General features: G+C 70.2%; 19 protein-coding genes and 1 pseudogene. 14 read left to right on the top strand and 6 right to left on the bottom strand.

The window, feature by feature from the left end; genetic code table 11:
- The first annotated feature begins 45 nt into the window (after window positions 1–45).
- The 5 genes and pseudogenes from ABZ354_RS19410 to ABZ354_RS19390 form a co-directional block, all read left to right on the top strand.
- Complete coding sequence (locus ABZ354_RS19410; RefSeq protein WP_358658268.1) at window positions 46–339, top strand: hypothetical protein; 294 nt, start codon at window positions 46–48, stop codon at window positions 337–339.
- A gap of 148 nt (window positions 340–487) precedes the next feature.
- Complete coding sequence (locus ABZ354_RS19405; RefSeq protein WP_358658267.1) at window positions 488–1,375, top strand: hypothetical protein; 888 nt, start codon at window positions 488–490, stop codon at window positions 1,373–1,375.
- A gap of 795 nt (window positions 1,376–2,170) precedes the next feature.
- Window positions 2,171–3,565: a tannase/feruloyl esterase family alpha/beta hydrolase gene (locus ABZ354_RS19400; RefSeq protein ID WP_358658265.1), complete on the top strand. Its 1,395-nt coding sequence runs from the start codon at window positions 2,171–2,173 to the stop codon at window positions 3,563–3,565.
- 82 nt (window positions 3,566–3,647) lie between these two features.
- A complete protein-coding gene (locus ABZ354_RS19395; RefSeq protein WP_358658263.1) occupies window positions 3,648–4,052 on the top strand; it encodes a recombinase family protein in 405 nt (134 codons plus the stop codon).
- Between the two features lie 48 nt (window positions 4,053–4,100).
- Window positions 4,101–4,518 (top strand): annotated as a pseudogene (locus ABZ354_RS19390) (transposase); the annotation flags it as partial.
- A 9-nt stretch (window positions 4,519–4,527) separates the two neighbouring features.
- Here ABZ354_RS19390 and ABZ354_RS19385 read toward each other — a convergent pair.
- Both ABZ354_RS19385 and ABZ354_RS19380 read right to left on the bottom strand, forming a co-directional pair.
- Window positions 4,528–4,863 (bottom strand): hypothetical protein, encoded by a 336-nt coding sequence (locus tag ABZ354_RS19385; RefSeq protein ID WP_358658376.1) that lies wholly within the window; start codon window positions 4,861–4,863, stop codon window positions 4,528–4,530.
- 96 nt (window positions 4,864–4,959) lie between these two features.
- Window positions 4,960–6,651, bottom strand: coding sequence for an ISAzo13 family transposase (locus ABZ354_RS19380; protein WP_358658367.1), 1,692 nt, complete (start codon window positions 6,649–6,651; stop codon window positions 4,960–4,962).
- A gap of 462 nt (window positions 6,652–7,113) precedes the next feature.
- On the opposite strand from ABZ354_RS19380, the gene ABZ354_RS19375 reads away from it, so the two are divergent.
- The 4 genes from ABZ354_RS19375 to ABZ354_RS19360 all read left to right on the top strand — a co-directional run bounded on the left by ABZ354_RS19375 (window position 7,114) and on the right by ABZ354_RS19360 (window position 12,237).
- Complete coding sequence (locus tag ABZ354_RS19375; RefSeq protein WP_358658261.1) at window positions 7,114–8,400, top strand: MFS transporter; 1,287 nt, start codon at window positions 7,114–7,116, stop codon at window positions 8,398–8,400.
- 264 nt (window positions 8,401–8,664) lie between these two features.
- Complete coding sequence (locus tag ABZ354_RS19370) at window positions 8,665–8,994, top strand: hypothetical protein (protein ID WP_358658259.1); 330 nt, start codon at window positions 8,665–8,667, stop codon at window positions 8,992–8,994.
- Between the two features lie 593 nt (window positions 8,995–9,587).
- On the top strand, window positions 9,588–11,639 hold the full coding sequence (locus ABZ354_RS19365) for an AAA family ATPase (RefSeq protein ID WP_358658365.1): 2,052 nt from the start codon (window positions 9,588–9,590) through the stop codon (window positions 11,637–11,639).
- A 109-nt stretch (window positions 11,640–11,748) separates the two neighbouring features.
- A complete protein-coding gene (locus tag ABZ354_RS19360) occupies window positions 11,749–12,237 on the top strand; it encodes a type II 3-dehydroquinate dehydratase (RefSeq protein ID WP_358658257.1) in 489 nt (162 codons plus the stop codon).
- 4 nt (window positions 12,238–12,241) lie between these two features.
- Here ABZ354_RS19360 and ABZ354_RS19355 read toward each other — a convergent pair whose 3' ends face one another.
- Window positions 12,242–12,949, bottom strand: coding sequence for a response regulator transcription factor (locus tag ABZ354_RS19355; protein WP_358658255.1), 708 nt, complete (start codon window positions 12,947–12,949; stop codon window positions 12,242–12,244).
- A 968-nt stretch (window positions 12,950–13,917) separates the two neighbouring features.
- On the opposite strand from ABZ354_RS19355, the gene ABZ354_RS19350 reads away from it, so the two are divergent.
- A complete protein-coding gene (locus ABZ354_RS19350) occupies window positions 13,918–15,216 on the top strand; it encodes a LuxR C-terminal-related transcriptional regulator (RefSeq protein WP_358658253.1) in 1,299 nt (432 codons plus the stop codon).
- Here ABZ354_RS19350 and ABZ354_RS19345 read toward each other — a convergent pair.
- On the bottom strand, window positions 15,210–15,965 hold the full coding sequence (locus ABZ354_RS19345; protein WP_358658251.1) for an alpha/beta fold hydrolase: 756 nt from the start codon (window positions 15,963–15,965) through the stop codon (window positions 15,210–15,212). The genes ABZ354_RS19350 and ABZ354_RS19345 overlap by 7 nt on opposite strands.
- 215 nt (window positions 15,966–16,180) lie before the next feature.
- Here ABZ354_RS19345 and ABZ354_RS19340 point away from each other — a divergent pair, with 215 nt between their 5' ends.
- The 3 genes from ABZ354_RS19340 to ABZ354_RS19330 all read left to right on the top strand — a co-directional run bounded on the left by ABZ354_RS19340 (window position 16,181) and on the right by ABZ354_RS19330 (window position 18,641).
- Entirely contained in the window at window positions 16,181–16,378 is a 198-nt protein-coding gene (locus ABZ354_RS19340; RefSeq protein ID WP_358658249.1) for a ferredoxin, read from the top strand.
- 212 nt (window positions 16,379–16,590) lie between these two features.
- Entirely contained in the window at window positions 16,591–17,394 is an 804-nt protein-coding gene (locus tag ABZ354_RS19335) for a methyltransferase domain-containing protein (RefSeq protein WP_358658247.1), read from the top strand.
- Between the two features lie 176 nt (window positions 17,395–17,570).
- Entirely contained in the window at window positions 17,571–18,641 is a 1,071-nt protein-coding gene (locus tag ABZ354_RS19330) for a methyltransferase (protein WP_358658244.1), read from the top strand.
- A gap of 279 nt (window positions 18,642–18,920) precedes the next feature.
- Here the strand turns inward: ABZ354_RS19330 and ABZ354_RS19325 are convergent, their stop codons facing one another.
- Complete coding sequence (locus ABZ354_RS19325; protein WP_358658240.1) at window positions 18,921–20,195, bottom strand: cytochrome P450; 1,275 nt, start codon at window positions 20,193–20,195, stop codon at window positions 18,921–18,923.
- Between the two features lie 318 nt (window positions 20,196–20,513).
- Here ABZ354_RS19325 and ABZ354_RS19320 point away from each other — a divergent pair, with 318 nt between their 5' ends.
- Window positions 20,514–22,298, top strand: a complete 1,785-nt coding sequence (locus tag ABZ354_RS19320) for a bifunctional 3-(3-hydroxy-phenyl)propionate/3-hydroxycinnamic acid hydroxylase (protein ID WP_358658238.1) — start codon at window positions 20,514–20,516, stop codon at window positions 22,296–22,298.
- A 161-nt stretch (window positions 22,299–22,459) separates the two neighbouring features.
- Here the strand turns inward: ABZ354_RS19320 and ABZ354_RS19315 are convergent, their stop codons facing one another.
- Window positions 22,460–23,704: a cytochrome P450 gene (locus ABZ354_RS19315; RefSeq protein WP_358658237.1), complete on the bottom strand. Its 1,245-nt coding sequence runs from the start codon at window positions 23,702–23,704 to the stop codon at window positions 22,460–22,462.
- Between the last annotated feature and the right edge of the window lie 318 nt (window positions 23,705–24,022).

The raw sequence follows: 24,022 nt of genomic DNA, 5'->3' as shown, positions 1-24,022 counted from the left end.
TACGGTCGGTGACGGTGGGCGGTACGAGTGAGGATGGTGGTCGGCGTGTTCGACAGGCTTCGCGAGTCCTGGGCGGGACGGGCCCGTGCAAGGCGGGCGGAGAAGGGCAGCCGCGACGAACGCACACACAATCTTTTCGAGGCCGCCGCAGTCCATGTCGCGGCGTCGGCGGAGGATGACCGGGACCGGATGGACGAGGCCGCGGAATGGGTGTCCCCGGAGGCCCTGTCGTTCGGTGTCGGCGAACTCGCGCGGCGGGCCGTCATCGCACTGGCCCGCGAACGCGGCGAGTCGCCGCAGGCCGTGGCGCGTGCCCTCCTGGGGCTTCCGCCGGCCTGACCCAGCGGCCCGGCGCGCGGTCGGTTTGCTCTCCCCGGCGGCCTTCCGGCCGGAAAGCCGCAGCTCCGGATGGCAGTGGGAGTCGTGACAAGGGCGTTCCCGGCAGATTAGGGTGCGCGCCGTTGGACAAACCGATGGGGAGGCTGGGATGGCCGGGACGGATGAGGACACCGTCGCCGCCGAGGACGACGCGCTCTATGTGCTCACGGCGGTACTGCTGACGCCGGCGAAGTTCCCGAGTGTGCTGGGCGACGACTATCCGGAGGCGTGCGCCGCGCTCGGTCTTGCCCCGCTCGCCGACGGCTACGGCCTGGTGCTCGGCCAGGACGGCGACGGCGCCCGGTGGACCGTGGTCGTGGACGACGTGTCGCTGGTCGCGGTGGCCATCGCCTCGTGGGACTGCGGCATGGAGTACGACCTGTCACCCGACGAGCGCAGCGTCGTCGCCGCCCTGCCCGGCTGGCCCCTCGCGGTCGCCGTCGCGGCGCCGAACGTGCCCGCGCCGCACGATCCCGCCCCCGAGATCGCGGAGCAGGACCCGCTGTCGCCGCCGGACACCTCGGTCTGGGGTCCGGCGCAGCGCCGTCTGGGAGCCGACGAGATCGCGCTGCAGTGGGCGGTGTGGCGCGAGCAGATCGACGACGCCGAGTTCGCCGGCGCGGCGGGCCCGGAGGGTGTCACGGAGGGAGCCGCGGCGGGCTCCGAGGGCGCCCGGCGGACGTTCGAGGCGCCGGGCGGGGGCGGGCAGGGCGCGCCCGAGGCCAAGGGGCACGGCGGGGTCCGGCGGGTCCTCGCCGAGGCCAGGTCCTATGTCGAGGACCCGCCGCCCCTCGGCCGGGTCCGGTCGTCGTTCGCGCCGGGCGAGGCGCGGACGCTGCGCGCCGACGGTCCCGGCTGGTCGCTGGTGGCCAGGACCGACGACATCGCGTTCGTGCTGCTGGACGAGGAACCCGGGGAGGTCCTGCCGGTGGGCCGCGGCCAGGAACTGCCCGGTCTGCTGGAGGCCCTCGACAGGATGGCGGTGCGCCCCAGCTGACCTTCCCCCGCAGCGGCCGTCGCCGGAGTCGGGGAGCAGCGTCTCCACGCTCGGGCGCGGCGGCCGAGGAGCGGATCGCCGAGGGCCCGGCTCACCCGGCGAGGCCCGCGGCGTACGACGGCCGGGAACAGGGCGGTGTGCCGTTCGCCCGCGTCACCGGTGTCGAGGGCGTGGCGCAGCGTCTCGCAGGCGGGCGGGGTGCGCGTGCGGCCGTAGCGGGTTGGGGCACTTCATCCGTGCCGGGAGGGGCAGCAGGTCGAAGGGGGCCTTCAGCCAGACCGGAGTCAGGGGCGCGGTCCGGGTGTCGGACGGCCGGGGCGGCGTCGGGGACGCCCGTGTCGGGCCGGCACGCTCACCGCGCTGCTGCTGAACCTCCGTTCCGCGCTTCGAGGACGGCATGTTCGCCGGATGCGGGGTCTTGGGGCAACCGCGTGTGATCCACCCTCTCCGGAACCTCCACGCCCAGGAACCGCGCGCCCCCTGCACGCGCCCGCTTCCCGCCGGCGTGCCCTTCCCGGATCGGAATCGGATCGACTCAGAGCCATTCCATGGCGTCGAGTTCGGTCCTCTCCCCGAGGAGTCCCGTGCCGCGTGTGCGCGCGGTACACGTGCCGGCTCCAGGCACGGCCGACTCGCTGTGACGGGCCGCTATGTGGCGACGCGATTCCATGTGGCCCCAGCCCATGGATGAGGCGGTGGAGGAACCGCACCATGGGGCAGCCGTCGTTCCCCTCTCCCTTCCCCGTCGCCCACCTCCCCCTCTTCCGACTGTCCTGTCCCCTTCCGGAGGCCCAGATGCGTCTGTCCCCAGGTGTTCCGTTCGCCGCCGCCGTCCTCACCGCGGCGGCTCTCACCGGTCCGGTGCCCGCCTCCGCCGCACCCGCCGCCGACGACGCCTCCTGCGCCCTCCACGAACGCCTGCGCGTCCCGGGCGCCGCCCGCCAGCAGAGCGCCTGCCTGGCCGATCTGACCACCACGGGCCTCGCCGGCACGCCCTACACCGACCCGGCCGACCAGGCAGGCCTCACGGCCGCCGGAACGCGCCTTCCGTCCGGGATACCGGGAATACAGATCGACGGCTACTTCCCCGACACCTCGCACGTCAACGCCACGCACGGCTGGCGGCACGACGCGCAGTTCGTGATCCGGCTGCCCGAGCACTGGAACGGCGGGCTCGTCGTCACCGGCGCGCCGGGCACACGCAAGCAGTACGCGACGGACAAGGCGATCTCCGACCAGGTCCTCGCACGCGGCTACGCCTACGCCGCGACCGACAAGGGGAACAGCGGGACGGACTTCTACCGGGACGGCGACCGGCCGGGGGACGCCGTCGCCGAGTGGAACACCCGCACCACGGAGCTCACTCGGGCGGCCCGCCGGGTGGTGGCCCGGCGCTACGGGCACGCCCCGCGACGGACGTACATCACCGGTGTATCCAACGGCGGTTACCTCACCCGCTGGCAGTTGGAGAACCACCCGGAGCTGTACGACGGCGGCGTGGACTGGGAGGGAGCCCTGTGGACCACGCGGGGCCCCAGCCTGCTCACCTCGCTGCCGGCGACGGTGGCGCGGATGCGGGGCACGGCGCGGGACGAGGACCTGTACGCGGTGGGCTTCGCGCGCGGTTCGGAGTTCCTGTGGCCGTACCACGAGAAGGCCTACTGGGGCCTCACCCAGAAGATCTACCGGGCCGAGTTCGACCCGGCGTACGACCCCGCCTGTCCCGGTGCGTCCGCCGGGGGCACGGTGGAGGAGATCCTCGCGCCGTGCGCCTCGGACGCGACGTACGACTACGCCTCACGTCCCGGCGCCGTACACCGTGCCGTGGCCCGCGTCGCGCTGACGGGGCGCATCGGCAGGCCGCTGATCACGCTGCACGGCGACATGGACGCGCTGCTGCCCAAGGCGGCCGATTCCGACGTGTACGCGCGCATGATCGACGCGAGCGGGCGGGGCAAGCTGCACCGCTACTACGGCGTCGAGGGCGGGACGCACGTCGACGGACTGTACGACACGTATCCCGACCGGCTGCGGCCCATCCTGCCCTGCCAGCGGTCGGCGTTCGACGCGCTGACCGCCTGGGTGGAGCGGGGCACCCCGCCGCCCCCGGACCACACGGTCGGCCGGCCCGCGACCGGCGACGTGGTGAACTCCTGCTCCCTGGACGGCGCCGAGTCGGCGCGACGCTGAGCCTCTGTGGCCGTGCTCCGCGCGTCAGCGGCCCATCTGTGTCGCCCCCGCGGGCTCGCCCCGCCGCACCGGCAAGGGCAAGGTGGCCGTCCAGTACCACACCGCCCGCTTCCGCCTCGTGCCCCAACTCGCCGAAACACTCAGCGTGCCGACCCCCGCCGTACGCAAGCCTGGCGCGGTCCGGACCGAACTGCCCCGGCCCGCGAGCGCCGGCGCCGAGCCGGTCGTACACGTACGCCTCGGGTACGCCCGCGCCTCGACCGCCCGGCAGTCCCTGGACGCACAGTTCGACTCCCTCACCGAAGCCGGATGCGCCCGCATCTTCTCCGAGAAGATCTCCACACGCGCCACCAAGCGCCCCGAACTGGAGGCCGCCGTCAAGCTCGCCGGAGAGATCCGTTCCTCCGTCGTTTCCGTCACCCTCGACGTCCACGAACACATACGCTGCTGCCTCATCACCCACCAACAACTCGGCTCATTGTGTTAGAACTCCTAACGAAATGCTCTTCGAGGTGGTTGGATCACTCCGGGACCGATGATCCGGGGGTGCGAGGTGGCGCGGCCGAAGCCGTGGGAAGTCGACGACGAGTTGTGGGCGGTGATCGAGCCGCTGCTGCCCAAGGTCGAGCGACGGACCCGCCACCCAGGTCGCAAGCGGCATCCGGACCGGCTGGTGTTCCAGGGCATCCTGTTCGTCCTGCACACCGGGATGGCCTGGGAACACCTGCCGCAGGAACTCGGCTCCGGGTCGGGCACGACCTGCTGGCGCCGCCTGGCCGAGTGGACCGAGGCCGGCGTGTGGCCGCACCCAACGCTGGGTCGTCGAGCGCGCGTTCGCCCACCTGCACTGGTTCCGTCGCCTGCGCACCCGCTGGGAGATACGCGATGACATCCACGAAGCTTTCCTCAGCCTCGGTTGCAGCATCATCTGCTGGCCACGGCTGAAAAAAGCTCCGGTCGCGTTAACCGTCGGTGTCCTGGGCGGCCCTGAAGCCGCGATCTTGGATCACCGGGAAGACTTGTTGTGTGCTGGTGATCCAGGCGTCGATGTCGGCATGAGACGACCTGATGGCGCTGATCAGCGCCTCGATCACGTCCAGCTTCGGCTTGCCGACGTTCAGGCCGATCTCGTCCAGCGACACCTCTTGGTACGACATGACCAGCTGCCACCAGAACCGCATGAGGAAGCGGCATTCCTGCGGGTCACGATCGTCTGCGAGGCGATCATGAATGACCCTCTGGACGCGCCGCCGCTGCTCATCATCACGAAAGCCGTTGTTGAGGTCAGTCAGGGTCACGTCCGGACAGTAGCAACCACGTTCGTTCACGACCCCGGGCACGCTCTCAAGTCCGCGTAGAGCATTCCGTTAGGGGTTCTTAGGGCGTGCAGATCTTTAACTCGTCGTTTTGACCTTGGTCTGGGTGGAGTGGGGATCGAGGAACGTCACGACGTCGGCTGGTGTGCGAAGGCGGGCGGTAGAAGCGTTGATGTGGTGGCCGTGTGCTTCCAGGAGCGGGCGGACGTCCTGTTTCGCGCGGCTGATGGTCATGGCGGTGACGCCGAAGAGTTGGCCGAGGAGGTCCATGGTCGCGAGTTTGCGCAGGTGGAGCACGGTGACCAGGATCCGGTCGGCTGTGGTGAGTTTGGCCTTGGCACCTGTGCCAGGGGCCACCAGGCGCTCATGACCGCGACGTGTGCGGAGCACTTGCTCGCGTTGAACCTCCAGCGCTGGAGTCAGCGCGTCGATGAGCTCGCTGAGCTGCTGACGGGTCATCCCGGTCAGTTCAGGGTCCTGCAGCGATCGCCGCGTGAGGCGAGGCGGTCTGCTCGACGGGGCCTGGTCCGACGTGCTGTCGGTCGTGGCCGCGTCCATCGGATGCTGGGGGTGGAGGCTGTAGTTCCAGTCGCCGTGGAAGCGGTGACGGGTGATGGGCAGGGCGGCGAGCTCGTCGTCGCTGACCTGGATGCCTGTGGGGTACGGGTTGGTGTCGAGTTCGGCGTGCACGGTCAGGCCGGTTTTGGTGGTGGTCGCCGCGATGCTCTGGACGATGACTTCGTGGCTGGTCAGGGGCCTTCCACGCCAGTTCATGGTGATGTGGGAGAACAGCCGGTGCTCGATCCGGTTCCACTTCGAAGTCCCGGGAGGCAGGTGGCAGACGGTGATCGTGAGGCCGGCCTCAGCGGCGAACCGGGCGAGTTCGGTCTTCCACGTGCGGGTGCGATACCCGTTGGAGCCGCCGGCATCGGCGGTGATCAGCAGCCGGTCGGCCGTCGGGTAGGTGGCCCGCCCGGCTCCGTTCCACCAGCGGCGGATCGACTCGACGGCGAACGCGGCGGTGTCGTGGTCGGTGCCGACGTTGACCCAGCCGGTGTTCGCGGCGACGTCGTAGATGCCGTAGGGCACCGCCCTGCCCAGCACGCGGTCGGGGAAGTCGTGGGTGTCGACCCGCACCGGCTCGCCTCTCGGCTCCCATTCACGGCCGTTGTTCTTGAACGGGCCGACCAGTTCCTTCTTCTTCGTGTCCACACTGATCACCGGAGCCCCGCCGTCCTGGTGGTCGCGGGCCTGCTCGTTGAGGTAGTGGAATTGTGCGTCCCGGTCGGGGTGCTGCTTGCCTTCCAGCGTCTTGGCATTGCTCTGCAGGCTGAAGCCCTCCTCGCGCAGCAGGTCGCCCACCGTGTCCGCGGAGATCCTGTGGCCCTGCCGGGTCAGCTGCTCGGCGAGCTTGCGGGTGGATTTGGTGGTCCAGCGCAGCGGCGACATGGGATCTCCGCGGACGTCGGGCTCAACCAGCGCGAGGAGTGCCGCCCGAACGGCTGGGTTCCGGTCGACGACGCGTTTGCGGCCAGCACCGGGCCGGCGGATGCGTCCCAACGGAGCCTCTCCAGAGTCGAGTTCTCTCACTCCGGCAGACACAGTGGCCTCACGGACACCGGCGGCACGGGCGACTGCTCTGATCCCGCCGCGGCCGAGAGACTGGGCCTCCGCCCCTATCAGCAGGCGACGCTGCCGCTCGTCGAGGTGCGGCAGAATCGCCTCGAACTTGGCTGCCAGCACGGCCCGTTGCCCATCCAACCCACCCATGCCGGACCAACGAGCCATCGAGCGGAAAGCCACCAGTTAAAGATCTGCACGCCCTTAGCCGCTGTACGAGGGGACAGCATCCCTCACCCGCCACCGTCATTCGGATGCTGCGCGAACACGACGAGCAGACAGCCGCAACCCCGCTGGAGCCCAGGGCTTGACCTGGGGCTTGCCCCTTGGCGTTGTCTTTTCGGGGAGCCCACACGTATGGGATACCGCTACGTGCCGGACAGACGTCCAGCACCGCCGGCGTCGGCCACGGGCTGCAGGGCGTCCACGGAGCGCATTCTGGCCGTCTCCGGCCGTGAACGGAGGCATCACCCATACGATGCCTGTCATGCAGCACCTCTGTGATTGACCAGCGATCGTTCCGTGGCCCTCTGCAGGCCGCGGGGCACACACGGCGTCATTCCGTCGTTCGTCCCGGTCTTCGTTCGGGACGTCACACTGCTGGAGTCATTGGTGTTCTTCGCTCGACGCCGCCCTCACGGAGGTCTTGTCGCGCTCCTGCGTGACAACGCCGACTTCCGACGCCTCTTCTGTGCTTCCGCTCTCAGCCTGACCGGGGACTGGTTCACTTTCGTCGCCCTCAGCAGCTTCGTCTACCGCCATACGGGCTCGGCGGGCTGGACAGCGCTGCTGTTCGCCGTCAACTCCCTACCCGGGGTCTTGCTGCTGCCGCTGATCGGTCCGCTCACCGACAGGTTCGACCGGCAACGCCTGCGCATTGCGTGCGACCTGGGCGCGATCCTTTCGGTCGCTGGCCTGCTGGCCGCCCTTCACACCCAGTCCGTCCCACTGGCCCTCGGCTGCCTGGCAGGGCTCTCCGTCGCCGCCGCCATGGCGAGTCCCATCCCCGAGGCCGCCCTGCCGAACCTCGTCACCTCCCGTGAACTCCCGCTGGCACAGACCGCGCTCGGAAGCCTGTACTCGGCGGGCCTACTGGTGGGAGCCGGCCTGGGAGGTGTCGTCTCCGCGACATGGGGTGCCTCGGCGACCCTCGTCATCGACGGCGCGTCCTTCGCCGTCTCCGCGCTCCTCATCGCGAGGATCAGGCAGCCGCTCTCCAAGGCGATGACGACCCGTCGGATCCGGATGCGGGCTGATACGGCCGAACTCTGGACCTTCGTACGGTCCACCCCGGTGGTGTCCGCCTTTCTGTGGCTGACCGTGGGACTGCGCCTCTGCTACGGCATGGTCGGCCTGTTGCCTGTGTACGCCCTCGACCGCTTTCACGTCGGCGATGCCGGCGTCGGGATCCTGTATCTGGCACAGGGGCTCGGTGCCGTACTCGGTCCCTTCGTCGGCCGACGGCTCGTCGCTGGGTCGATGCGCCGGAGACTGCACGCGGCCGGGGCCGCTCTGGCGCTCTTTGGGTTCGGCTATCTTGTCCTGGCCCAGGTCACAGCCCTCGGTCCCGGCATGGCCGCAGCGTTGATCGGCCACATCGGAGTGGGCGCGTGCGCGATCCTCGCCGTCAACGGCCTTCAACTCGCGACCCCCGACCACATCCGCGGCCGTGTCATGGTCCTCGTCTTCGGTCTCTCCTCCGCTTTCCAGGGTGTGTCGTCTCTCGCGGTGGCACCTCTGGCCGCGTCCGTCGGCATGCCTGACACCACTCGGCTTCTGGCAGGGCTCGCCGTTGTCTACGCGGTCATCTGGGCTATCGGTGTAACACGCACAGAGAAGGCACCAAAGTTCGTCGAACCGGACACGGCCCACGAGGACACTCCCGGCCTCACGCACTGACCCTGTCAAGAACATGCTCACCTGCGCCCTCACGGAACGGCCGGGCAACCGTGAGGGAAAGCGGAGGTATCGACTGCCGGTCGGCCGCCGGGGCGACATCGACATCGACCGGGTGAGCGCCTTCTCGCCGGGCTTGATGACCGGCTCCAGACCGATGTTCGTGGACTTGTGGACCAGTAGGCCATTGCGGGTGAGGTCGAGGTCGGCGGGGCGGGCGACCTTGCTGCCGATGTGCTCGAAGCAGTCGCACATGCCGGTCCGGGCGTGGACTTCGAGCAGCAGCTCCGGATAGTCGATCCCGGGCAGCATCGCCTGCACCGCGTCGTGCAACGGCTTGCATCCGGCCGGCTCGGGCTCCGCCCCCAGCCGGTCCATCCTGATCTTGCCGTCCACGATGTCGACAGCCGCGTAGCCGGGCAGGTTCTCGGCGACGTGCCCGTACATCTCGTCCAGCAGCACCTCCAGCTCCCCCAGGTGCTCGTCCGCGCTACCGGAGAGCTCCCGCTTCCATTCGATCAGCTGCGCGCGCCATGCGGTGTCCGCGTCTTCATCGCTGCCCTCGGGCAGCAACTCGCCGAGCGATCGGCAGAGTGAGCCGGCCGCAGCCACGCCCCCGCGGCGATCTCAGCGTTCAGGCGTTCGCGGCGTTCTTCGACATGAGCGTCGCCTCCTTCGCGGCCCCTGCCCCTCTCAGTTGCCCCTCTCAGTCTGAAGAACGGCTGCGCGCTCCGCCCGGTTCCGAGCCGTAAGCCCGACCCGGCTCCGATCCCGATTCGCCCATGCAGGACGAATTCTGACGGCCCCTCGGGCGCCCGTCCAGGTCACGCCAGGACGCTCCGAGGTGAGCCCGTGGGGCACACCCTCGGCACTCCCGCGCAGTGATCCACCTCACGCCCGTCTCATGCGGGGCGACCGCGTTCCGTGCTGTACTGTCGGCGGCTCCGTCCACTAGTCAAGCTTGAGCAATGTGTCGTCGTCACCGCCGCGCATTCACCGTTGCGCCGGCATCAGCGACACGACCGACATGGCCGACATGGCCGACACGACTGACGCAACCGCCCCCCGCCCGGCTGCCACGCCGTCGGGTGCACACCCGGTCCGCCGTCTGAAGGAGCCTCTTGTTGTCGCAGGTCAACGTCCAAGACCCCACCGCGAGCCGGTCGGAGTCGGAGTCGGAGCAGGCCCACGTGACCACCCTCTACGAGGTGCTCACCGAGCGGCTCTCCGAGACGCGTGCCCGTCTGGCGGACGTACTCAAGACCCCGGCCGAGAGCGCGGGCGAGGCGCACGAGCGCGAGGTCACCGCCGAACGCCTCGCGAAGGACATCGGCAGACTGGAGGGAGCAGAGCACGGGCTGGTCTTCGGCCGGATCGACCGGACGGACGGCACCACCCTGCGGATCGGCCGGCTCGGGCTGCAGACGGACCAGGAGGAACTGCCCCTGCTGGTGGACTGGCGGGCGGACGCGGCGCGGGCCTTCTACGAGGCGACTCCGGTCCACCCCATGGGCCTGCGGCGGCGCCGGCACCTTCGCCTGGAGGGGCGCGCGGTGGCAGCGGTGAGCGACGAGTTGCTGGACGGCTCCGCTCCCACCGCTCGCGATGTCGTGGGCGACGGGCCCCTGATGGAGGCGCTCTCGGCACGGCGTACGGGTCGGATGCGGGCGGCGGCCGCGACGTTGCAGGCCGAGCAGGACGAGATCGTCCGCTCCGCGCACCGCGGGGTGTCGGTGGTCCAGGGCGGCCCCGGCACGGGCAAGACGGTGGTCGCCCTGCACCGGGCGGCGTACGTCCTGTACGCGTACCCGCGCGCGGCCGAGCAAGGCGTCCTGGTCGTCGGCCCGAACGCGCGGTTCCTCGCATACATCTCCCAGGTCCTGCCGTCCCTCGGCGAGAACGACGTCGTCCTGGCGACCTGCCAGGAGCTGGCCGGGGTCTTCCCGGACACGGCGGGACCGCTCGATGTGGCGCGTGTCAAGGGCAGCTCGGTGATGGCCGAGGCGCTGGCCGGTCTGGTGCGCCGTCGCCGGGCACCCGACGGCGGCTTCACCGTGCGGATCGGACACGAATCGGTCGGGCTCGGCGCCGAGGCGGTCGCCACGGCGCGGGACACCGCCGTGGCCACCGGACTGGGCCACAACCCCGCACGTCAGGTGTTCAAGGGGCTCCTGGTCGACGCCCTCACCGACGCGCTGGAGCGCAGCACGGGCGACATCCTGGAACAGATCGACGCCGAGGTCGCCACGCTGACGGGGATGGACCTCGACCGGGTGGCGGCGGCCGACCTGCGCCGCCTCGGTCACGACGACGCATCCGCGACGGGACCGGCCGACGAGTTCGACGCGGACGCCGTACGGGCCGGGCTGTTGGACGACGCGCACGTCGACCGGGCTGTGGACGCGCTGTGGCCGCTACTGGTGCCCGAAGAGCTCGTACGTGCCCTCCTGTCAGACCCCGACACGCTCGCCGAGCACCTGCCCTCCCTCACCGCGGCCGAGCGCGTACGCCTGCTGCGCGGCCCGGACGACGCGTGGACCGACGCCGATGTGCCCCTCCTGGACGAGGCCGCGAGCCTGGTCGACGGCCCGCCGCAGCGCACGTACGGGTACGTCGTCGTCGACGAGGCGCAGGAACTGACCGCCATGCAGTGGCGGATGGTCGTACGGCGATGCCCGGGCAGGGCGATGACGCTGGTGGGCGACTTCGCCCAGGCCGGTCCCGTCACGACGGCGCGTGACTGGAAGGAGGCATTGGGCGCGCAGGTCGGCCCTCGCTTCCGCCTCCACAGCCTGACCGTCAGTTACCGCACCACGCAGGAGATCCTGGAGAGCACCCGCGAGCTCCTGGCACGGATCGCGCCGGAACAGACGCCGACCCGGTCGCTGCGCCACGGGGAGACTCCGCGCACCGTGCCGGCGCAGCCGGATGCGGTGGCCGACGCCGTCGTCCGGGAGTTGCGTGTCCAGGCCGCCGCGTGTCCGGGTGAGCTCCTCGGGGTGATCTGTGCGGACACGAGGCTGGATCGGCTGACGGCGGCGGGGATCGCGGAGCATGCGCGCCTCGTACCGGCGTCGGAGGCGCGCGGGCTGGAGTTCGACGGGGTCGTCGTCGTGGATCCGGACGAGATCGTCGCGGCCCGTCCCGGCGGGGAGAGGGATCTCTACGTCGCGCTGACCCGGGCCACCAAGAGGCTTCGCACTATCACGGTCCGGCCCGAGAGCCCGGAAGTCACTCCCTGAGGGAACTATCAACCCTGATGGTGGCGCATCGTGAAAGGCGTCGACAGGATGGAAGGGGTCCGGATCTCGCCGGTCGCATGCGTACGGAATGAAGAGCGAGGTGGCCCCTGTGAGTGTCGTGCTTCTTCTGAACGGCCCCAATCTGGGAATTCTCGGGCGACGCGAACCGGAGATATACGGCACCGACACACTGGCCGACATCGAAGCGGCGGTCGCCGAGGAAGTGGGCGTCCAGGGGTGGGAGGTGCTTTCCGTCCAGCACGACTCGGAAGGGGACCTCGTCCGAGCGATTCACCGGCATTCCGGCAGCACGGTCGGTGCGATCGTCAATCCCGGAGCGCTGATGATCGCCGGATGGAGTCTGCGGGACGCGCTGGCCAGTTATGCACCGCCCTGGGTCGAAGTCCATCTCAGCAACGTATGGGCTCGCGAGCAGTTCCGGCACGAGTCGGTGATCGCCCCGCTGGCAAGCGGTGTGGTGGTCGGACTGGGAGCCTTCGGTTATCGTCTGGCCGCCCGCGCCCTGCTGCATCTGTCCCGGGTGGCGCCGGACGGTCCGATCGGATCGCCCGGTGCGGGAAGCGGGCGGGCGAACTGATCGTTCACACCGGCTCCCGCGCGCTCGGTGACGGCGGAGAGCCCAGCCTGAAGCCGATTCCTCGCCTGGTCTCGATCCATCCGTAGGACCCCAGCTTCTGGCGCAGCGCCCCTATGTGGACGTCAAGCGTCCGCGTCGATCCGAACCAGTGGTCGTTCCAGACCCGGGAGATGATGGCCTTGCGCGTGTGAAGCGTGTCGGGCTCCTCCATGAGCATGAGCAGCAGATCGAACTCCTTGGGGGTCAGCTGGATCGGCCGGCCGTCCAGGGTGACGTCCCGGTTGCGCACATTCAGACGTAGCGGCCCGGCTACGAGGATTTCTCCGGGCGGCTCGGGCGGCCTGCACACGTGCCGGTCGGCCAGGAAGTACAACGATCGCCGCATCACGGCATCCATGCTGGCCTGCAATTCGTGCAGGGACTGCGATTTGACCACGCAGTAGTCCGCTCCGGCGTTCAGCGCGAGCACGCGGTCGATCTCGCTGACACTGGGGCTCAGGATGATGATCGGCACGGACGTCTCGGCGCGGACTTTCTTGCACAGCTCATGGCTGTGGAGGCCCGGCGTGGAGGAGTCCAGGAGCAGCAGGTCGACATCACCGAAGTGGTCCAGGGCCTCCGGCACCGAGACAATGGTGTATTTCACGGAGAGTGGGGTGTTGTGCAGGGCGATGGTCAGACGCGCGTCATTGCTTATCAGCAGAACACGCACGGATAACTCCCCCAACAGGCTTCCCCTCCCGTACTTCTGAAGACCTCGCCCAGACCCCGCGCCGGTCGACGCGCGGATCGCGCCCGGCAGTGCGGCGGCCCGGTTCACCGCGCAGTGAGGGATACGGCCGCTGCCGCGGCGGCGTCGAGGGCGGCGACGGGCGCCAGGTCCCCGGCAGGGAGTGCGGCCAGGTCGCCGAAGCCGCCGTCGGCACGGCTGCGACGCCACCCCGCACGTATGCGGCTTCGACAACCGCGCGGCGCCGGTCCCCCTTCGCACACACCGCCTCCTCGGACTCAGCTGACCGGCATGCACCCAAGATCACCAGACACTGTGACCGCCCCGAGATCTACCCGGCGCCTCTCTCGGTGAAACGGTGGGCGCTCCCGGCCGTCGCTCTGCGCGAGTGCGCGGGAGGGAGGAATGGCAGTGCGTACGGCTGCCGGTCCGAGGCGGTGAACGTGCGGTGTATACCGGTCTTGCGTCGCCGGGCCTCACCGTGCCGACCGTGCACATATCCCATGGAAAGATGGCGTACCGCATGCATCAGTGATTATGGGGCAGGCTCCAGCAAAATCGCCGATGACGAGACTCTTCCCGCCTTCTCGGTGGTGATTTTGAAGTTATGCTTCATTTCCGCTGAAGTGCTCCTGCACTTGTGGGGCCTAAGGTGGGGGCAACGCTGCGACGAGTACGACTCGGTCTCGCTCGTTGTCCGTCCGCCCCCCTTTGCTCCGACAGCATCCGCGCTGCCTGCGTCGTACACGCCTGGCTGCCTCATCCAGCCGGCGAACCGGCGACGCACGACGGTCCACGAGGCCGCATTTCCGCGGAACTCACCGCAGGCACGCTGCCTGTCGTCACTCATCACTCCTCACCGTTCCTGTGAAAACCGTCGTGGCCCTCCGCTGCCGGTACACCACTCGGACAGCTCGGCTTCCCTGGCGCCCCCCATGACAGGAGATGCGATGCTCGATTCCCGGTTTCGCTTGCTGCTGCCACCGTCCTTTTCGGCCGCCCACACCTGTGACAGCAGTTCTTGCGAGACTGTTCGACTGTCCGCGCTTTCCTTTTCCGCCTGGTCGCACGGGGATCTCACGGAAGGCATACGCCTCGCGGTGGCCGCCGGGACAGTGAATGCCGCGTGCACCGGGGACTGCGTGGGGCTGGCGCAGGTCTGGCACTCCGGACTACTGGTCAAAACCCGTGAACTCGCCTCCGCGGCGCGTGTGCTCGCCGGCGTGGAGGAACTCGTGGCGGGCGGTCGGGACAACGGCGGGCTGGCCGCGGCCGCCCTGATCTGCGCGGCGGATCTCGCCTTCACCCGGGGGGATGTCGAAACCGCCGTGGAACTGGCGGACAAGGGCGTTCCCAAAGCACGGCAGGCCGGCCTCGACTGTCTGCTGCCCGACGCCCACACCGTGATGGCGCTCGGCGCGCTCCGGCGGGGCAACCTGAGCGCGAGCCTGGATTTCGCCGATCAGCTGCGGGACGACGCCCTTCTCGGCCAGACCGTCCACCGACCCAGTCAGTGCGCCTGGGTCGCCGCCCAGCTGCTGGAGGCCCAAGGCGGTGCGGCGAGCGCGGTCCATCTCGTCGTGGGCATCATCGCGAACGACCGGCTCGTCATGGAACTCCTGGCCTCGCAGCCTGCCGCCGCGGCATGGCTCGTGCGGGCCGCGAGGAAGCTGGGCGACGAAACGCTCGTCGGGCGCGTGGTCGTCGGGGCTTCCGCACTCGCCGCGCGCAACGTCGGGCTCCGTTCCCTCGGGGCGGCACGGATGCACGCCGACGCGCTCCGCGAAGGGAATCCCGAGAGGCTCGTGGCGGCAGCCGACGCGCATCTGGACCCGTGGGCCAGCGCGTCCGCGTACGAGGACGCCGGGAAACTGCTCTCCGCGGCGCACCAGGAACGGGACCGGGCCGTCGAGGTTCTCGAGCGGGCCTTCGACCGGTACGCGGATTCCGCCGCCTCGCGCGATGCCCGCCGGGTCGTGAGCAGGCTCCGGTCGCTCGGCGTGCGGCGCGGCCGCTATCCGAAATACGCCGGCCACGACCAGACGCACATCGGCTCTCTCACGAACACCGAGGTCGCCGTGGCCGAACTGGTCAGCCAGGGATTCACCAACTCCCAGGTCGGCGAGCGCCTGTTCATCTCGGGCCACACCGTGGCGTTCCACCTGAAGAAGATCTTCCGCAAGATGAACGTGGCCTCCCGGGTCGAACTGACCCGCACGTGGAGCCGGGCCCCGAGCAGCGACTACTGAGCCGCCAGTTTCCGCGCCACGAGTCCGACGACGCGGCCGCTGTGCTCGACGAGGAAGAAGTGTCCGCCCGGGTAGACCTCGACGTCCGTCGGACCGGTGGTGTGCTCCGTCCAGGCCGCCGCCTCGTCGAACGAGACCCGGGGGTCGCTGTCGCCGGTGAGGACCGTCACCGGGCAGTCCAGCTTCCGGCCGGGCTCGTACCGGTACGTCTCGACGGCGCGGTAGTCGCTGCGGACGGCGGGCATGATCATGTCGAGCACTTCCGGGTCGGCCAGTACGGCCGCGTCGGTGCCGCTCAGCATGCGCAGCTCCGCCACGATCCGGGCGTCCGGCTCCAGGTGGACCCGCTCGTCACGGTGGCGGGACGGCGCCCGTCGGCCGGAGGCGAAGAGCCGCACGGGCGGGGGCAGGCCGGCGTCCCGCATGCGCAGCGCGACCTCGTAGGCGAGGACGGCGCCCATGCTGTGTCCGAACAACGCCAGCGGGCGGTCGTCGAGTTGGCGCAGCGCCGCGAAGATCCGGTCGGCCAGGTCGGGAAGGTGGGAGACGTTCGCCTCGTGTCGCCGGTCCTGCCGTCCCGGGTACTGGACCGCCAGCACCTCCACCGCGGGCGTGAGCGCCTTCGACACCGGAAAGAAGAAGCTCGCCGAACCGCCGGCGTGCGGAAAGCACAGGAGGCGGACTCCGCTGTGCGGTGCCGGGTGAAAGCGGCGGACCCAGGTGTCGAGTCGTTCCGCGGGTTCGGGCACGGTCACATGACCTTTCAGGTAGCGGTACGTCCGAAGCGTAGGGCAGGCGCGACGGGCCGGGGCATCCCCCGACCTGATATGCCGTCACCTGTCCGGCTTCCCTCTCATTGCCCCGCGGCGAGGCGGATGGCTAACGTGGCGGCAACCCTTTCCCCTACTGCTCGGGCACCATTGTCGACTGCTTGCCGGTCACCCCGGCATGGAGGCCATTCGCCATGAAGATCGCCGCGGACACCGGAAAGTGCGTGGGCGCGGGCCTGTGCGCGCTCACCGAGCCCGACCTGTTCGACCAGCGGGAGGAGGACGGCACGGTCGTCGTACTCAACGCCGAACTCGAGCACGAACTCCTCGTGCAGAAGGCCCGCAGGGTCGTCCGCACCTGTCCCAGCCAGGCCCTTTCGCTCGTCGAATGAGCCGGAGGGGCCGCCTGTGCCAGTCGGACCGGGTGACCTGCACGAGGTGACCTATCAGGTCGGGGGATGCCCAGCCGGTCGTGCCCGGTCCTAGTCTTCGGAAAGGCTGTGCGCGTCGCGGGACCGGAACGGGACCCGCCCTCGATCGTCGGTCGACCCACAGTTCGCGCGGTGACCACCGTGGTCTTCCCGGCAGAGAAAGGGCCCCGTCGATGACCGCAACCCAAGCCTGGCTGGCCGAGGAATACGCACAGGTGAACGCGCCGCACATCAGGACGGCACTGGCCGCGCTCTCTCTCACGGGCGATGCCCTGCACCAGGGCGGCGCGTTCGCCGACATCGGCTGCGGCACCGGGGAAATCGCGCGTACCGCCGCCGAACGGGGCTTCGAGGTCCGGGCGGTCGACGCGTCACCGTCCATGGTGGAGGCCACCCGGAAGCTGTGCGCCGGGCTCCCCGTGCGGGCGGACGTCTGCCCCGCGGAGAACCTGGATCTGCCGCCGGACCACTTCACCGTGGTCCACTCCTCGTGGGTGCTGCACTGGCTGACGGAGGTCGAGGAGCCGCTGCGCCGGATGGCCCGCGCGCTCCGCCCGGGCGGGTACGCCGTATTGCAGTGGACCGGCGCCCACCTGCGCAGTGAGGGCGCCGGGATGTTCGGAATCCTGCGGGAGATCTCGGAAAGTTCGACGTGGAAGGACCTGCTCGCGGGGGCGCAGCCGACGGTGTACGAGTACCCGGCCGACGAGGTGTCGGCGGTGCTCGAGGACACCGGGCTGGAGATCACCCACTACGACCCCGAGCTCGGCCACCCGTTGAGCGCCAAGGGCGCCGGCCCGACCCTGGCGGACCTGCCCGATCTGCGACGCCGGTACAAGCTGGCCGGGTTCGCCACGCAGGCCGCCGCGCTGGGCAACCGCGCCGACGAGTTCGTCGACGAGGTGCTGCGCACCATGATCGAGGCGGGCCGGACCGACCCCCGCCACGCCAGAATCGTCGCCCGCCGGCCGGCCTGAGCGCCCTTCGCGGCCCGGGGAGCAGGACGCTCGGCCCTTCCCCTGAGCACGGCTTTCGGCCGTAGGCCCGGTTCGCGGAAAGCGGCCGGCCGACCAGCCGAGTCCGCGGGAAGCGGGCGCCGTGCCGGAGCGGCGCGTGGTGCCGGAGGAGCAACCGACCCGAAGGAAGTGACGCGATGAATGCCGCAGCCACGTTCATGCGACTTCGCGAGTACATGGTGGGGCCCGCGAGGTTCGCGATCCTGCTGTCCTGTTTCGAACTCGGCATCATCGACGCGCTCCGGAAGAAACCCGGCATGACCGCCGCCGGGCTGGCCGAGACCGTCGGCACCACACCGGATGCCGTGGAACAACTGCTGCACCTGACGGTCAAGGAAGGCTTCGTCGCGTACGACAAGCACTCGGGCGGCTACCGCCTCGACGCGTTCGCGGGCGTGTCGGACGACGACCTCCAGCGCGTCCTCCCGGCCATGAACATGATCAAAGTGGTGATGCTCCGGCAGATGTTCCACCTCACCGAGAGCGTCCGGACCGGCACGCCCGTCGGCCTGGACGAGGTCTACGGCTTCGAGGGGAACCTGTACGAGGCCGTGGCCGAGCACCGGGACCTGCGGGAATCCTGGGCGACGATGATGGACGACGTCACCGCCCACATAGATCCCTGGTTTCTGCGCAACATCCGCGTCCCGGCCGGCGCACGGGTACTCGACCTCGCCGGGAACACGGGCCTCGGAGCGATTCTGGCGTACCGGCTGAAGAAGTCGCCCGGGCTTCGCGTCACCACGTTCGACCTGCCCGAGAAGGAAGCGGAATGCCTGGAGAATTTCCGGGCCCAAGGCGTGGAGGAACACTGTTCCTTCCTCGGCGGTGACGTCTTCGCCGGCATCCCGAAGGGTTTCGACGTCGTCCTGATCAAACATTTCCTGGACATGTTCGACAAGAAGGACGTCATCAGGATCCTCACCGGCGTCGGCACGGCGCTGGAAGCCGGCGGGCAGGTCAACATCCTGGTGCCGATCTACCCGGAGGACGTCAAGGACCCGAGCAGTGCCGGCGTGGACATGTTCCCCGCCTATTTCCTCGGCTGTGCCATGGGTCAGGGCGGGCCGCAGAAGCTGTCGACATACCGGAGCTGGATCGAGGAATGCGGGTTCAGGGTCACGAAGACGCTTGCCCAGGACCTCACCAGAACGCCGGGCGCGCTGATCGGGCACGGCGTCCTCTGCGCGACGAAGACCGCCGCCTGAGCGAGCCGGGGGCGCAGGCCGCCGTACGAGCGCCGGACCGTACGGCGAGGGCTCGGGGAGCTTCTCCGGGCAGGCGTTCCTGGGCGCGGGTCTCCAGGCGCGTCTCCGGGGCGCGTCTCCGGGGCGCGTCTCCGGGCGCGCGTCGGCCGTGGAGGGTCCGCCCCGCCGGACGGTGGGGGGACCTCCACGGACAGAACCCGCGTGACAGTGATCCAGGTGCGGAGATTCAGGGAGCGGTCATTCAGGGGCGCCCGTGCCGGTGGTGCCGATGGCTGCCGATCAGGTGGCGTCGGGGCGGGTGAGCAGCAGCGGGAGTCGGTCGACCCGGGTGACTCCGGGGCGCAGCGACCACGGGACCTCCTCGCGGGTCACCGCCAGCGAGAGGTCCGGGAAGCGGGCGAACAACTCGTTCAGCGCCACCTCCGCCTCCTGCACGGCCAGCGGTGCGCCGAGGCAGTAGTGCGCCCCCCGCCCGAACCCGAGGTGCGCCTCGCTCCCCCCGGTGTCCCGGCCGATGTCGAGCCGCTCGGGGTCCCGGAACTTCCGCGGGTCGGTGTTGGCGGGCAGGATCAGCGGCATGACCGTGGCACCCGCCGGGATCCGCACACCGCCCAGTTCCATCTCCTCGGCCGCGTAGCGGGGCAGCCCCCACTGGGTGGGCCCCAGGCGCATGAACTCGTCCACCGCCTGCGGCCACCGGGACGGGTCGGCGCGCAGCAGGGCGAGCTGGTCCGGGTTCTCGAGCAGGGCGAGCACCGAGTTGGCGAGCAGATGCGTCGTCGTCTCGTGCCCGGTGATCACCAGGGTGAAGACCAGGGTGACCATCTCGCGGTCGGTGAGACGGTCGCCGTTGTCCTCCTGGGCCTGGATGAGCGCGGAGATCAGGTCGTCGCGCGGCTCGGCGCGCCGGCGCGCGATCACCGCCTTCATCTGGTCGACGCACTCGCGCATCACGGTCGGGATGCGCTCGATGTGCTCCGAGGGAGAGGACAGACACATTCCCCACTCGTACCACCCGGGGCGGTCGGTCTCGTCGATGCCGACCAGCTCGCAGATCACGGTGAACGGCAGGGGGTAGCAGAACGACGTCATGAGGTCGACGGGCGTGCCGTCGCGCCCGGCCTCCGCCATCCGGTCGAGCAGCGTGGCGGTGATCTCCTCCACCCGGGGGCGCATCGCGGCCACCCGGCGCGCGGTGAACGCGCGGGAGACCAGGGTGCGCAGCCTGCGGTGGTGGGCGCCGTCGATCTGCATGAGCTTGTCGTCGAGGTAGTCGACCAGGTCGGACGGGATGTTGAGGGTCTTCATGACGGTGGTGCGGGTGTCCGGGGCTTCGGGCACCGACGCGGGGTTGTTGAGGAACCGCGGATCGGTGAGGACGCGCCGTACGTCGTCGTAGCGGGTGACCAGCCACATCGGCCGGCTTCCCATCATCGTGCCGGTCAGCATCGGCGCCTGCTCACGCATCCGCGCGTACCCGCCGAACGGGTCGGCCACCAGGTCCGGTGAGAGCAGTTCGACCGGCTCGGCCGGGTTTCCGGCGGTGGTGGTCATAGGCCTCCCCTTCCGTGTCTGAACGTCAGAGTGTCAAAGTCGCAGGGCGCCGATGCGGCAATTCGGCAATTCGGAAACGGGGCAATGGAGCAATGCGGAAACTTCGAAGAATCTCGTTGTCCGCGGCCGGACGAAACCGATGACCGTACGACCCCTCGGCAGAGTAGGCCCGGTGATGGCCGGGTGAGCATCCCTCAACCTGGTAAGATTTTTCGATCTTGAAACGTATGGGGGCACGGGATATTGTCCCGACCATTTTCGGCGTGACAGAATTCGATAATCCAGCTCGACAAACAGCGCGTACTTGCGAGGTTTTCCTTGACGTCGTTTTCCGAAGCGCTGGCCGAACCGCCGACACCGTCGGCCGAACCACCGACGGACGCGGATGTCGTCGTCGTGGGCAACGGTCCGATCGGCGCCACGTTGTCGGTGCTGCTGGCCCGGCGCGGCTGGCGCGTGACCGTGCTCGAACGCCGCCGCAGGCCGTACCCGCTCCCCCGGGCGACGAGTTTCGACGGGGAGACCGCCCGGCTGCTGGCCGCCACCGGGATCGGCCCCGACCTCGGCCGGATCACGGAACCGGCCAACGGCTACCAGTGGCAGACCGCCTCCGGCGCGGCACTGCTGGACATCGCGTTCACTCCGACCGGTCCCTACGGCTGGCCGGACGCCAGCACGATGCACCAGCCCGCGCTGGAGGAGTTGATCGCGGCTCGGGCGGCGGCGTTGCCCCACCTCACGGTGCTGCGGGGGCACGAGGTCGTCGGGATCTCCGACGGCGAGCACCGGGTGGAGGTGACCGCCGCCACGGACGACGGGGCGAGCCATGTGCTGACCGCCAGGTGGGTCGTGGGGTGCGACGGCGCCAACAGCTTCGTCCGCGAACACCTCGACGTCCCCGTCACCGACCTCGGCTTCTCCTACGAGTGGCTGCTCTGCGACGTCGAGTTGCGCCGGCCCCGCGAGTTCACCCCCACCAACGTGCAGATCTGTGACCCGGCCCGGCCGACGACCCTGGTGGGCAGTGGACCCGGGCGCCGCCGCTGGGAGTTCATGCGCCTGCCGGGCGAGAGCACCACCGAGCTCAACCGGGAGGAGACGGCGTGGCGGCTGCTGGCACCGTTCGGCGTCACCCCCGGCACGGCGACCCTGCTGCGCAGCACCACGTACATCTTCCAGGCCGGTTGGGCCGAGAGGTGGCGCGTGGGCCGCGTCCTGCTGGCCGGTGACGCCGCCCACCTCATGCCGCCGTTCGCCGGGCAGGGCATGTGCTCCGGTGTCCGGGACGTCGTCAACCTGGCCTGGAAGCTGGACCTGGCGCTGCGCGGTCTCGCGGCCGCGTCCTTCCTGGACACGTACGCCGAGGAGCGGCGGGCGCAGGCCGAGGAGGCCGTCCTGGCGTCCGTCCAGCTGGGCCGGCTGATCTGCGTGACGGACCCGGCGGCGGCGGCCGAGCGGGACGCCACGGTACTGGCGGGCCGACGCGGTCGGCCGTCGACCCGGCCGGAGCCCGCGAAGCCGCTCACCGGCGGGCTGCTCCAACGCCGCAGGACGGGAGCGGAAGCCGTGGCGTCGGCGGCGGCACCGGCGGTGGAGTCGCCGGTGGGCGCGGTCGTCCCGCAGGGACGGGTGAGTCGGCAGGGCCTCAGTGAGTGTGGGTGGTTCGACGATGTCGTGGGCCGTGGTTTCGTCCTGTTGACCACCGACGACGAGCCGCACGCCGCGCTCGACGCCGACCGGTTCGCCTTCCTCACCGGCCTGGACACCCACGTGGTACGGCTGCTGCCGTCCGGGACCTCAAGGGCCTCCCGGACCTCAACGGCTTCCGGGACCTCCAGGGTTTCCGGGATTTCTACGGGCTCCGCGGCCTCGGGGCCGGCGTCACCCGGCGGCTGCTCGGCCGGTGTGATCGAGGTGGTGGACGTGGACGACGTCTACCGGCCGTATCTGGCCCGGTTCACGGCGACCTGGCTGCTCGTCCGACCGGACCACCACGTGTTCGGCGCGGCCGGCGGCCCGGACGGCATCAGGGTGCTGGTCGACGACCTGCGGGAGCAGTTGCGCGCCGTGGCGCCGTCGGCGGCCCCGTACGGCGCCGGCTGACGGTTCACGGCGTATGCCTCAACGCCGACCCGCGGACCCGTGGGGCCACCGTCCTGCGTCTGCGCGGCGACACGGACGTGCCCGCGGCCACGTTCGCGGCGGGCGCAGGCGACGGCGCTCACCGCGCGGCCCGGGGGCGCGGGCAGCGGGGTCGGCGGCGCTCAGGTCAGGCGAAGGGGGAGTTCCTCGACCCGGGTGAACCCCGGCCGCAGTGCCCAGGGGAGTTCCTCGCGGGGCACCGCGAGGGACAGGTCCGGGAAACGGTCGAACAGTGCCCGCAGGGACACTTCCGCCTCCAGGTAGGCCAGCGGCGCGCCCAGGCAGTAGTGCGGCCCCATGCCGAATCCGAGGTGGTTTCCCGCGCCCCGGCCGACGTCCAGCCGTTCCGGTGCGTCGTACTTGCGCGGGTCGGTATTGGCGGCCAGCAGCAGGGGGGTGACCGCCGAACCCGCCGGGATCTTCACGCCGCCCAGCTCCATCTCCCGCGCCGCGTAGCGGGGCTGTGCGAACTGGGAGGGCCCGAGGCGCATGAGCTCGCGCACGGCCGGCTGCCACCGGGACGGATCGGCGCGCAGCAGGGCGAGCTGGTCCGGGTTCTCGAACAGGGCGAGCACCGAGTTGCCGAGCAGATACGTGGTCGACTCGTGTCCGGCGGTCACCAGGGTGAAGACGAGCGTGACCATCTCGCGGTCGGTGAGACGGTCGCCGTTGTCCTCCTGGACCTCGATGAGCGCGGAGATCAGGTCGTCGCGCGGCTCGGCGCGCCGACGCGCGATCACCTCTGTCACGTGGTCGGCGCACTCGCGCAGGATGACGGGGAGGTGCTCGACCTGCATCAGGGACAACACGCGTCCCCACGCGTGCCACTGGGGGCGGTCGTCCTCGTCGATACCGACCAGTTCGCAGATCACGGCGATCGGCACGGGGTAGCAGTACGCCTTCACGAGGTCGACCGGCGTGCCGTCGCGTCCCGCCTCGGCCATCCCGTCGAGGAGTCTCGCGGTGATCTCCTCGATCCGCGGGCGCATCTCGGCCACCCGGCGTGCGGTGAACGCCCGGGAGACCAGGGCGCGCAGCCGGGTGTGTGCGGCGCCGTCGAGATTCATCATCGCCTTCTCGATGAGGTCGACCACGTCGGACGGGATGTTGAGCTGCTTCAGAATCGCGTGCTGGGCGTCCGGGTCGGCGCCCGTCACCGAGGCCACGTCGGTGACGAACCGCGGGTCGGTGAGGACCTGGCGCACGTCGTCGTAGCGGGTGACCAGCCACATCGGCGAGCCCATGACCGTACCGGCCAGGATCGGCGACTGCTCGCGCATCCGCGCGTACTGGGCGAAGGGGTCGGCGTTGAGGTCCGGCGAGAGCAGGTCGATCGGGGCGGCCGGATTCTCGGCGGCGGCGGTCATGGGTCTCCCCCTTCGGTGTCGGGGCAACAGGGGGCCGGCCCACGCCCGTACGACACGCGCAGGGGCGGCGGGCTGTGCCCGTGAGGCAGAGGAACCGGCGGACCCCGGGGCCGGGGCGCGCCGTCGATCGGCGGCCGGATCCGTGCCGGTGGTGCGGCCGGCCCGACTCTTCGCGACGATAGGCGAGGGCCGGACCGGCGGGCATCCCCCGACCTGATAAGGACACCGTTTCTGATGGCGTGATGATTCGTCGAGCCGTGCGTGACGGATCTGGTGGAACGGTTGCCGCCGGACGAGTTGGGGGTGTTGTTCCGGCGG

This window comes from Streptomyces sp. NPDC005925 (assembly GCF_040638805.1).
In the GTDB taxonomy this organism is placed as follows: domain Bacteria; phylum Actinomycetota; class Actinomycetes; order Streptomycetales; family Streptomycetaceae; genus Streptomyces.
Note: the sequence above shows the minus strand (reverse complement) of the source record. Positions and strands in the feature narration are given on the sequence as shown.

Bases quoted from the DNA above. Each gene is read 5' to 3' on its own strand.
- ABZ354_RS19350 (WP_358658253.1), top strand. From the start codon at position 13,918: ATGCTCGATTCCCGGTTTCGCTTGCTGCTGCCACCGTCCTTTTCGGCC.
- ABZ354_RS19330 (WP_358658244.1), top strand. From the start codon at position 17,571: ATGAATGCCGCAGCCACGTTCATGCGACTTCGCGAGTACATGGTGGGG.
- ABZ354_RS19400 (WP_358658265.1), top strand. From the start codon at position 2,171: ATGCGTCTGTCCCCAGGTGTTCCGTTCGCCGCCGCCGTCCTCACCGCG.
- ABZ354_RS19380 (WP_358658367.1), bottom strand. From the start codon at position 6,651: ATGGGTGGGTTGGATGGGCAACGGGCCGTGCTGGCAGCCAAGTTCGAG.
- ABZ354_RS19335 (WP_358658247.1), top strand. From the start codon at position 16,591: ATGACCGCAACCCAAGCCTGGCTGGCCGAGGAATACGCACAGGTGAAC.
- ABZ354_RS19405 (WP_358658267.1), top strand. From the start codon at position 488: ATGGCCGGGACGGATGAGGACACCGTCGCCGCCGAGGACGACGCGCTC.
- ABZ354_RS19325 (WP_358658240.1), bottom strand. From the start codon at position 20,195: ATGACCACCACCGCCGGAAACCCGGCCGAGCCGGTCGAACTGCTCTCA.
- ABZ354_RS19340 (WP_358658249.1), top strand. From the start codon at position 16,181: ATGAAGATCGCCGCGGACACCGGAAAGTGCGTGGGCGCGGGCCTGTGC.
- ABZ354_RS19315 (WP_358658237.1), bottom strand. From the start codon at position 23,704: ATGACCGCCGCCGCCGAGAATCCGGCCGCCCCGATCGACCTGCTCTCG.